The sequence below is a fragment of the Patescibacteria group bacterium genome, assembly GCA_026417895.1.
Lineage (GTDB): Bacteria > Patescibacteriota > Patescibacteriia > UBA2591 > CALHIP01 > CALHIP01.
Genome location: JAOACJ010000011.1, coordinates 44,281 through 55,814, shown reverse-complemented (window position 1 = coordinate 55,814; position 11,534 = coordinate 44,281). Strand labels below are relative to the sequence as shown.

Annotated in this window: 8 protein-coding genes and 1 pseudogene; 8 read left to right on the top strand and 1 reads right to left on the bottom strand. The window is 35.0% G+C overall.

All coding sequences use genetic code 11. From position 1 onward, the window contains the following. The coding region (locus N2259_02090; protein MCX7779010.1) for a hypothetical protein at positions 1-365 on the bottom strand (365 nt) is incomplete at its 3' end. 193 nt (positions 366-558) lie between these two features. Here N2259_02090 and N2259_02085 point away from each other — a divergent pair. From N2259_02085 to N2259_02050, 8 genes and pseudogenes are all read left to right on the top strand, one after another. Continuing rightward, positions 559-4,350 (top strand): fibronectin type III domain-containing protein, encoded by a 3,792-nt coding sequence (locus N2259_02085; GenBank protein ID MCX7779009.1) that lies wholly within the window; start codon positions 559-561, stop codon positions 4,348-4,350. An 80-nt stretch (positions 4,351-4,430) separates the two neighbouring features. Continuing rightward, the gene (locus tag N2259_02080) at positions 4,431-5,186 is read left to right on the top strand and encodes an anaerobic ribonucleoside-triphosphate reductase activating protein (protein ID MCX7779008.1); all 756 of its coding nucleotides are present in this window, start codon (positions 4,431-4,433) and stop codon (positions 5,184-5,186) included. 5 nt (positions 5,187-5,191) lie between these two features. Next, positions 5,192-5,527: an MGMT family protein gene (locus tag N2259_02075; protein ID MCX7779007.1), complete on the top strand. Its 336-nt coding sequence runs from the start codon at positions 5,192-5,194 to the stop codon at positions 5,525-5,527. Between the two features lie 68 nt (positions 5,528-5,595). After that, a complete protein-coding gene (locus N2259_02070; GenBank protein MCX7779006.1) occupies positions 5,596-6,903 on the top strand; it encodes a trypsin-like peptidase domain-containing protein in 1,308 nt (435 codons plus the stop codon). Positions 6,904-7,493: 590 nt separating this feature from the next. Then, positions 7,494-8,240 (top strand): annotated as a pseudogene (gene prfB / locus N2259_02065) (peptide chain release factor 2). 165 nt (positions 8,241-8,405) lie between these two features. Continuing rightward, on the top strand, positions 8,406-8,870 hold the full coding sequence (locus N2259_02060; protein MCX7779005.1) for a VanZ family protein: 465 nt from the start codon (positions 8,406-8,408) through the stop codon (positions 8,868-8,870). Between the two features lie 132 nt (positions 8,871-9,002). Next, positions 9,003-10,490, top strand: coding sequence for a ComEC family competence protein (locus N2259_02055; GenBank protein ID MCX7779004.1), 1,488 nt, complete (start codon positions 9,003-9,005; stop codon positions 10,488-10,490). Between the two features lie 56 nt (positions 10,491-10,546). Next, the gene (locus N2259_02050; GenBank protein MCX7779003.1) at positions 10,547-11,515 is read left to right on the top strand and encodes an MBL fold metallo-hydrolase; all 969 of its coding nucleotides are present in this window, start codon (positions 10,547-10,549) and stop codon (positions 11,513-11,515) included. The last annotated feature ends 19 nt before the right edge of the window (positions 11,516-11,534 follow it).

Genomic DNA, 11,534 nt, shown 5'->3' with positions numbered 1-11,534 from the left:
GTTTTCCAAGCATTTTTCACCTCGGTATGATAGGTTTTTTGGGCTGTCCAGCGAGCCTGACGAAAATTTTTCCAAGCCTGATGACGAGCTTGTACTCTTTCACGAATCGTTGTTTTTGTCCAAGCTTCTTTTAAAGCATTTTTTCTTTGCTCAAGGGCGGTCTTAATGGCATTTGATTTTTTTTCATAAGCGGCGATAATAGCACCCTCTCTTTTTTCAATGGCATTTTGGATGCAGACCGGATCAAATTGTGTTTGATTGGTCGCCGGCGGAGTATTGGTGACATTTTCTTCGGCTAAAACTAAAGGGGTAAGCGTTAAAGACAAAAACAAAGAGAATAAGACAATCAAAAATTTTCTCTTCATAAAATTTTTAAGATTAAGTTAATCTTACCCGACCTTTAATTCATTTTAACCTAAATTTAATTTTTAGTCAAAAATTATTTATAACTTATCACCTGTGTATAAATCAACTTAACATTTTTTAAGGTTCTTTTATAATAAGTCTATTACTTAATATACACAAATTATCATAACCACTTTATTTTATGAAAACAACATGCAAAATTCGTCAACCGTTTTTTATTTTTTTAAAAAGGTCATAACTAGTTTTACTATTTTTAACCTTATTTTTGTCCAGTTGTTTTTAGTTGGGCTTTTTGTTTTACCGAAAACCGCTTTAGCTGCTACGGTCGGGCCAAACAATGGTTCGAGTTTTACTAATGAGAGTACGGTAGGCACAATAAATTGGTCGTATCCTGAGAAAGTGAAAACTTCTGACAATCAAAAAGCTGAAGCTGAGCTAAATAATAACGAAGTTAGTCACTATCTTAAAGTCACTGGTTTTAATTTTAATATTCCCGACGGATCAATAATCAACGGAATTAAAGTTGAGGTAGAAAGAAGCGCCGAAGACGATAATCACATAAAAGATTATTCAGCAAGAATTGTTAAAGACGGAATAATAAGCGGTGATAATAAGGCAAAGACAAATTTTTGGGAGAAAAATGAAATCTATGTTTCTTATGGCTCAGAAAATGATTTATGGGGATTAACGTGGACAAAAGATGATATTAATAATCCAAATTTTGGCTTTGTTTTTTCTGCTAAGAAAGAAACCACCAAAGGAGGTAAAATAAAGGCGAAGATAGACCATATTAGAATAACAATTTATTACAGTGGATGGTACGTACCAAGTGCTTATATTAATGACGGTTGGAGTAATCCTGAAGATGTTTATATCTCTGATAATCAGCGGGCATCAGCTAATAATCAAAACGATGTTGTTCAGTATTACAATTTCAATATCCCAGCTATACCTGCTGGCGCGACAATTAACGGAATTGCTGTTGCCCTGGAAGGGTATACTACTAGTTTAAGACGAGCAGAAATTTCTCTTTCTTGGAATGGCGGGACTAATTATACTGCCACGAAAACTACTGATCTTCCCGTCGGTGAGAATAATGAGGCGACTCGTATTTTTGGCGGATCAACTGATACTTGGGGGAGAACTTGGTCGTCTAACGAGTTTACTAATAATAATTTTAGAATAAAACTTGATGCGACAGCGGTCGGTGGTCAGGGTCAACCAATTTTGTATATAGATCAACTTCAGGTGAAAGTTTATTATACTACTACTCCTGCACCAGTCTGTGGCAACGGAATTTTGGAATCAGGCGAACAATGTGAATCACCCTTTGATACTTGTTGCGATTCTTCAACCTGTCAATTTAAATCGTCTCAAACAGTTTGCCGAGCGTCTCAAGGTCAATGTGATCTGGCAGAAACCTGTACTGGTTTAAGCGCCAGTTGTCCGGCTGATGCGAAATCAACAGCCGAATGCCGGCCAGCTTCAGGAATTTGCGATCTCGCTGAATATTGTGACGGTGTAAATAACGATTGTCCGGCTAATATTTTTCAACCAGCCCAAACTTCCTGTGATGACGGATTGTACTGTAATGGACATGAAACCTGCGATGGTAACGGTAATTGTCAAGCCGGCACAACAATAGATTGTTCGGCCAATAACATCTCAGCCATAGGCGTGTGTTTTTACAACCCGGATAACATTGACTTTACTTGGGATTCAAGAAATGCTTTTATCTCTGTTTGTGATGAAGAGACAGATAGGTGCACAATCGGCAATCAAACAATAACCCATACTTGCGATGTCGAGCGATGTCAAGCTGAGTGCGACGCGACTCATCCTTGTGCCGAAACGAACTGTAATCAATTTGATGGCTGTGTAGGCAATGATTATTATGATTATGATAATGTTGCCAACACTTGCCAAGGAAATTGTACCTGTACTAATAATTCCTGCGGTGCGCCACGTATTTCTTATAACGACCCGGCTTGTACGAAATGCCAGACTGACGATGATTGCAATTCTTTAGATCAAGATTATTGTGATGGAACGGCAATAAAACATGACGAAGGTATCTGTCTAAATTATCAATGTCAGAAGCAAACAGAAACTGTTTTAGATTGTGATAATGGTTTAAGGTGTGATGGACAAGAATTATGTCAAAACGCCAGCTGTGTGTCAGGAAGAGAGGTTGATTGTTCTCAATATAATTTGCCTGGTATTAATACTTGTTTCAATGATCCTGATAATAATCCTTTTACTTGCGACTATCGAGCTCCATTTGTTTCTAAATGTCAGGAACCAAGTGGCACCTGTTCAATCGGTGACGAAACAATAACTCATACTTGTAGTATTGACTGCGGTGGTTGCCAAACGGATACGAATTGTGACGATCAAGTTCCAGATACTCTTGATATTTGTAATTTGAATACTTGCCAGTGTGAACATCTCTCAAGTTCAATTTCTGGTTATAAGTGGTATGACCGAAATAATAATGGTCAATGGGATGAGGGCGAGCCACCACTGGAAAATTGGGAAATTAAAGCCACTAAAGGTGATTTGGTTAAAACTGTTTTGACCAACTTAGAAGGGTTATTTAAATTTATTTTCCATCCTTTTGATTTTGGCATTTGGATCATTAGTGAAGTCTTGCCAGATAATTGGCAGCAAACTTATCCCGCTGATCACAATGGTACTTATGAAGTTCTTGTTTCACAAAATGGAGAAGAAATTAAAGGTTTTGGCAATATCTATTATGAGAAAAAATTAGGCACCAAATTTGCCCCACTCGATGGCGAATTTACCTCTACCACTTCACTCCTTGTTTTAGAAAGTTCAGCGATTGATATCCCGGTTGATGGCGGAACTAGTACCATTTTATTACCTAAAGGAACAATTATTACTCGGGAAGATGGTGGTAGCATAGATGGTGGATTATTGACGGCTGAGGCTGTTACCCCTGGTTCATTAACTGGTTTGAGTGCGGGTGTTGTGATTGAAGGGGCACTCAAATGGGGTTTGGAAAATTTAGGCTTAGAATTTAATCCAGCCATCACTATCAGCATTTTTGTTGGGACGACCCTTGATGGACAAACCTTAAATATTCTTCGGTCTGTTTCTGGGACTGATAATTGGACGAACGATGGTATTGTGCCACCGGCCACTTGTCTTGTGACCAATGGTCTTTGTACTTTTCAGGCCACAAAAGCTTCATATTATGTAGCTACTTCTCAACTTCCTCCACCTGGTGGCGGAGGCGATGGTGGTTTAATTCCGTTAACGATTTCGAACATGACAATTGATTTATTGACACCGAATAGTGTTCAAATTAGTTGGACGACAAATTATCCAGCCACCAGTTATATTATCTATTCTCAAGAAGGTCAACCTCATAACTTAGATATGAATGATACCGGTAATAATCCGCCAAGGTTTGGCTATGCCAATAATACACCTGAAACCGATACTAATCCAATGGTTACCTTCCACAGTTTGGTTTTAAGCGGGTTATTACCAAATACCACCTATTATTACCGAATTGTTTCTCGTGGTCCAATGCTAGCCATTAGTCCAGAGTATGTTTTTACCACTTTGACACAGACACCGCCAACACCGTCGACTCCTCCTACACCTCCAACACCCCCAGCACCTCCAGCTCCAACCCCAACTCCAGGACCTACTCCGGCTCCAACACCAGCACCAACACCTACGCCAACTCCACCACCAGTTGGACCGGAAATAACGCCGGCAACAGAGGGGGTGACTGGTGGCGAGACGGTTCCGGGTGGTGTTCCAGCAACAGCAGCGGGAGCATTGGGCGCGACTGGTAGTTTGGCTGCTTTGTGGCAGAGTTTGACTGGTTCTTTCTGGCGAATACTTTTGACGATTTTATCTCTTCTTGTCTTAATCTTCTTAATTCTTCTCGCTATTAAAAGGCGAAGAAAAAAAGAAGAAGAACAAGAGGGTCAGATAAAAGAACAATAAGTAATCTCTGAAATAAACAGACCCGCCCCCCCTTTCAGGGGGCGGGTTTTGGTTTCATTTATTTTTGTTATAATTCTTCTATGAATTTTTATGGCTTAAAAAAGGTTTCTTTAATTGAATGGCCGAACAAGATTTGTGCTGTTCTTTTTGTCGCCGGTTGTAATTTTCGGTGCCCCTTTTGTTATAATCGCGATCTTGTTTTGAATTATCAGAAACTACCAAAAATTTCCGAGAAAAAAATTTTAAATTTCCTAAAATCAAGAAAAGGTTTAATTGACGGAGTAATGATTAGTGGCGGAGAGCCACTCGCGGAGCGAGAAATAAAAAATAAAAATGACAAAATAAAAAATGATTTAATAAATTTTATTAAAAAGGTGAAAAAAATGGGATTCAGTGTAGGTATAGAGACAAACGGCTCAAATCCAAAATTGTTAGAAAAATTAATTAAAGAAAAATTAGTTGATTTCGTGGCTATGGACATTAAGAGTCCTTTAGGTTCAACGTCAAACGTCAAATGTCAAATGTCAAAATATGAAGAGCTGACAGGCGTAAAAGTTGATTTGGCGAAAATAAAAAAGAGTATGGAAATCATTAAAAATTCTGGTCTTGATTATGAATTTCGGACAACGGTTGCCCCCCTGCTTTCTGAAAAAGATATTTTAACCATAGCCAAAGAATTGAAAGGAGCAAAAAGATATGCCTTACAAATTTTTCAACCAATTGACAGTTTAATTAATCCGTCACTAGCCAAAATGAAATTTCTAACAAAGAACGATTTAGAAAAAATTGGCCAAAAAATAAAAGGTTATTTTAAGAAGTTTGAAATTCGGGGATAATGAATATGTTGACAAAATTTCAGCAAAAGGTTTATAATTTATTAAAGAAAATTCCTAAGGGTCAGGTGACAACTTATAAAATTTTGGCAGAGGCCATTGGTCGGCCAAGAAATTGGCGACAAATTGGCAAAATTTTAAGTCAAAATCCAAACCTGAAAGATTTTCCTTGTTTTAGAGTAATAAAGTCTAATGGGAGGGTTGGGGGTTATTCAAGGGGTATAAAGCAAAAAATTACCTTTCTCAGAAAAAATGGTATAATAATCAAAAAGGACAGAATTGTAAATTTAGAAAGTTGTCTTTTTAAATTCAATTCAAAAGGCAAAACTCAAAGCGCAAAATAAAAAATCAAAATTAAAAAGAATAATTTTACATTGTCATTTTAATTTTTAAGATTTGATTTTTAAATTATATGATTGAATACCTTCAAAGACCAAATTTTGCGCCAGAATTACCAAAACCAAAAAATAAAAAGAAAAAATCTCTTTTCCGGCATACTGTTTTACTGATTGTCATTATTAGTTTTTTTGTTGGCTCTCTTTCAGGAGCGGCTGTCAGTCTAATCATTAGTAGTCTGACTAAAGTTAATTTTCAACAACCAATGACTAACAATCAATCGCCAAACCTCAGCCATCAGCCATCGACTGATAGTCAACCAAAAATAAAAATTATTGATGAGGAATCAGCGACCATCAATGTCGTGAAAAAAGCAGCACCAGCCGTTGTTAGTATTGTTATTACTCAAGAAGTTTCTCGTTACATTACAGAATGGTCTCCTTTTGAAGAATTTTTTAAAGATTGGCCATTTTTTGAATTTAGAATTCCTCAACCAAAACAAACGCCCCAGAAAGAAAAGCAACAGGTTGGCCGAGGCACTGGTTTTATTATCTCTTCTGATGGTTTAATTTTAACTAATAAACATGTAGTTGACGATCAAGAAGCCGATTATTCAGTCATTACTAATGAAGGAAAAACTTTACCGGCCAAAGTTTTAGCCACTGATCCTTTTAATGATATTGCGGTGATGAAGGTTGAGGCTAAAAATTTACCGACCCTGCCTTTAGGCGATTCTGATAGGTTAGAAATTGGCCAAAGCGTCATTGCTATCGGTTTTGCTTTAGGTGAATTTCGAAACACAGTCACCAAAGGAGTTATTTCAGGGATTGGACGAAACATTACTGCTGGCGGAGCTGGTCGGACCGAGCAGTTAGAGAATGTTATTCAAACTGATGCGGCCATTAATCCAGGCAATTCCGGCGGTCCGCTTTTAAATTTAAAAGGCGAGGTCATTGGCATTAACACTGCTATGTCTTTAGAAGGACAGCTTATTGGCTTTGCCATTCCTATAAACGAGGCCAAATATGTCGTTGAATCAGTAAAAAAATTTGGTCGAGTTGTTCGTCCATTTTTAGGCATTCGTTATCTCTTAATTAATGAAACGATTGCCAAAACTAACAAATTGCCAGTTGACTATGGGGCTTTGATTGTGCGAGGGGAAACAGCGACTGATTTTGCTGTCACTCCTGGTTCAGCTGCTGATAAAGCTGGTTTAATGGAAAATGATATTATTTTAGAATTAAATGGTCAAAAAATTACTCCAGATAATCCTTTAGCTAAAATGATTCAGAAATTTAAACCCGGCGACGAAGTGACATTAAAAGTCTTATCTAGAGGCAAAGAAAAAATAATCAAAGTAGTTTTAGGAGAATATAAGGAATAAAATTTTTAATTTTTTAATTTTTAAATTCCAATTTTCAAATTTAAAAATCTAAAACCAGTCCTTCTTAGAAAATTTGTTGAATATTGTTATTGTATCAGCGTGTTAACACATTAGAAGGAGAGGAGTGACCCCGGGGCCAGGGAGGGAAGATTGGGTGGTAAATATTTAAATTTTAATGACGAAGGTCATTGCTTCCCTAACCCTCCCCAACTAACCCAGGGTTTTTTAATTTTATCTTTCTTTACAATCATTAGAAGAGGAATATGAACATACATTAGAAGAGGAATATGAACACGACGTAAATCCGCGGTGAGGGTATCTATTACAAATCGCAAGAGCACTTTGCCCGACATTGCGTCATGAATAATTTTTGTCCTTGTGGCTGGTTGGCCACAAGAAATACATTTTTTTGCTGATTTGCTTTCATATTTTCCACCTCCTTTTTAAAAATAAAAAAATTAGCCGGCTTTGACGGCTAATTTCTGTTTATTTCCAAACAAAACGAGCTAAGAATTTGAATCAAGATCAAGGTTGTGGATAACTTTTTTTGATATGATAAAATAAAAGCTATGGAAAATTTTATTCAATTTTTAAAAGGTGAATATGACAAAAGCAATGCCATTTTATCTTTACACGCTGGTACCGGTGGCACTGACGCTCAGGATTGGACAGAAATGCTTTTAAGAATGTACCAAAGATTTGCTGAAAAGAGAAAATGGCGGGTTTTTTTAATTGATGAATCACGGGGCAGTGAAGCGGGGATAAAGAGTGCGACTTTAGAAATTATTGGTTCCTATGCTTACGGCTTTTTGAAATCAGAAGCCGGCGTTCATCGCTTAGTGAGAATTTCGCCTTTTGATGCAGAGAAAATGCGCCATACCTCTTTTGCTTTAGTTGATGTTTTACCAGAAATTCCTCAACCAAAAATTCAAATTCAGGAAAAAGATTTAAAAATTGAAACCTTTCGTGCTTCCGCCAAGGGTGGCCAAAATGTCCAGAAGGTAGAAAGTGCGGTGAGAATTACTCATTTACCAACAAAAATTACAGTCACTTGTCAAGCTGAAAGGTCACAGCACCAAAATAAAGAACGAGCACTAAAAATTTTGTTTTCAAAACTCTATCAATTTAATCAAGCGAAAAAAGAAGAAGAAAAAGAAAAATTACGTGGCAGAATTATGCCAGCTTCTTGGGGCTATCAAATTCGATCTTATGTTTTACATCCTTATAAAATGGTCAAAGATCATCGGATCGGCTATCAAACTAATGAAGTTCAGAAAGTTTTAGACGGAGAAATAGGCGAGTTTATAAAAGCATATCTAAAAAAATCAAATATTTAAAATTTAAAATAAACAACACTAATAAAAACCAAAAAATAAGATATTTAAATATCTTATTTTTCTGAATTTATATTTAATTTTTTGTCCTAATAATCAATGAAACTGTTTAGATCTCCAAAGGTAATTTTTCTTTTCCTAATTTTTCTGTTGCTGATAGATTTTTTTGTGATTGGCAGGGTTGATAAAGTTTGTCGATTTGGTCAAGGTTATGGCTTTGGTTATTATTTAAAGCCTGCTGATCAAAAAATGCTTTATCAGCGATATGGCTGGGAAAGGATTAAATACAATTTGCGGAATTTTTTTCAATTCTGGTTTCAGCCACCCCTCGGTAAAAAATTTTCTAATTTAAAAGAATTTCTAGTCCTTGACGTTCCACCTTCGAACCTGATTTTTAATATTCTTCATTTTTTTGCTTTTTTAATTTTTACCCTTTTGCTTGTTTATCTCTTACGTCTATCGATTGGTTTGGCTTTTTTAATTGGCTTATTTTTTAATTTTTTTCATGAATATGTTGCTGAGGGTATTTGTTTGGACCCTTCTTTTAATGATTTATGGACAAATACATTAGGACTCTTGGTCGGCATGCTTTTGTCAGCGATTGTTACTAAGAAAAAAAATAAATTTCTTTAGACTCATTGAAATCAAATTAAAAATTAGACCTCAAAAACCAAAACGGAATTTAAAATGTAGAATTATTTTTTGATTAATTTTGAATTTTTGATTTTCGTTTGGCGTTTCGCTTTTTACATTTTGCATTTATCTATGTTACCCAAATATAAAATTTTTTTGATTTTTTGTTTGGCTTTCATTTTGGGCATTGCTTTAGCCTCTTTTTTAAAAATCTCTTTTTTTGTTTGTTGTGTTATTTTTCTGTTTAGTCTTATTTTTTTAATTTTTGTTTGGCCAAAGAAAAAAATAAGAATTTTTAGTCTGGCTTTATTCTTTTTTCTTTTTGGTCTTTTAAGATATTATTTAAGTTGGCCAAAAACAACACCAGACAGGATTCAGTTTTATAATAATGAAAAAGTTATTTTTGAAGGCGTCGTTAAAAAAGCCGAAGAGAGGATTGACAAAAGAGAATTAGCGGTAGAAGCAAAAAGATTAATTGTAGATAATCAATTAAAAAAAATTAAAGGCCAGGTTTTAATTTTCGTCCCCCTTTATTCTTCCTACCAATATGGCGATCGATTAGAAGTTGAGTGTCAATTAAACGAACCAAAACCAATAGAAAAATTTGCTTATCACGAATATCTAGCGCGCTACAACATCTACTCCACCTGTTGGCCAAAAACAATTAAAATTTTAGAGAGAAATCAGGGCAACCCAATTATGGCTCAAATCTTTAAAATCAAAGAAAAAATTAAATTGGCTATTGACCAAAACTTTACCGAACCAGAGGGAAGCATCTTTTCTACATTGCTTTTGGGTCTTAAAAAAGAAGTGCCACAAAAAATGCGGGAGGTTTTTTCAAAGACCGGCATAGCTCATATTTTAGCTGTTTCTGGTCTTCATGTGATGACAATGACAAAAATTCTTTTCATTTTTTGTCTTTCATTTTTCTTTTTGAAACGCCAAAATGTTTTTTGGCTTATTTCTTTGATGTTGATTTTTTATGTTGTTTTAACTGGAGGTGCGGCTTCAGCAGTTAGGGCGGGGATTATGGGATTTCTCCTACTTTTAGCAGAAAAAGCTGGTCGGCGTAAGGGTGGCTTAAATTTAATTGTTTTCGCCGCCGCTTTAATGCTTCTTTTCAATCCCAAATTATTAAAAAACGATCTTGGTTTTCAACTTTCCTATTTAGGCATTTTTGGTATTCATTATTTGTCAGAAGTTTTTTACCACGTCTTTAAATTTTTACCAGACAAAATTATCAATATTCGTCAAGCTTTGGCCACAACTTTTTCCGCTCAGATTTTTGTTTTTCCTTTGGTTATATACTATTGGGGCAATCTTTCTTTGGGCGCTCCTCTAGCCAATCTTTTAGTTTTAAATATTTTGCCCTATTTAATGGCCTTTGGTTTTTTATTTGCCTTTTGTGTTTTGATCTTTCATCCTTTAGCAAAAATTTTATTTTTTCTTCCTTGGTCGATTATCTTTTTTCTTAATAAAATTTTAACTCTATTTTCTCAAATTCCTCTTTTTTCTATTAATTTTGGCCAAATTCATTTTCTCATTATAATTATTCTTTATTTAGCTATTTTCTATTTTACTTGGTCAATAAGAAAACATTACCTAACTAAATATTTTTAAACGATCGCCAAATTTTATTTAGGAATTCAATTTAATCAGAAAATAAAATTAAAAAAATGAAAACCTTGAAAAATAAACCTGAAAGTCGTTCTGTCTGGTTAATTTTCCTTGTTGGCGGCCTTTTAATTATCAATTTAGTTTTTCTTGGCTATTTTTATTTTAGAGAAAAAGAAGATATTCAAGGGCGACAGTTTTTAACCTTATCGCCCTCCGAAACGAATTTATCTGGCCAAGAAGGAAGACTCAAAATTATTTTTTTAGACGTTGGTCAGGGTGATGCCATTTTAATCAGAACGCCGGAGAAAAAAAACATTTTAATTGATGGTGGTCCAGACAAAAATATTATTTATAAATTAGATCAGTACTTACCCTTTTATGAGCGAAAGATTGATTTACTGATTTTAACTCATCCTGACCCGGACCATCTCAATGGTTTGGTTGAGATTTTAAAAAGATATCAAGTTGGACAAGTTTTTTATAATGGCGTGAAAGATGAAGATTTAACCTACCAAGAATTTTTAAGAGAAATCGAAGAAAATAAAATAAAGAAAGAGATTATTTGGCTGGGAAGAAATTTTATTTTTGACAATCTTTATTTAGAAACATTGTTCCCTTTTGAAAATTTAATTGGTCAAAAATTTAAAAATGATAACGAGGCCTCTCTTGTTTTAAAATTAACTTTTGGTCAAATTAAAATTCTTTTGACTGGTGACGCGACCAAAAAGGTTGAAGAAAAATTAATCAAAAATAATTTAGATTTGAAAGCTGACCTCTTGAAAGTTGCCCATCACGGCTCAAAAGATTCAACTAGTTTAGAATTTTTGGAAAAAGTTCAACCAACTTATGCCGTTATCTCAGTAGGAAAAAATAAATATGGCCATCCTTCTTTACGCGTTTTAAGAAATTTAGAAAAAATCAAGACGCAAATCTTGCGAACTGATCAATTGGGTGATATAATTTTTGAAATTAATCAGCATAATGCGAGTTTACAAATAAGATGTCAATTTACAAATTGCCATAAATAATCTATAAAACCTCATCTAT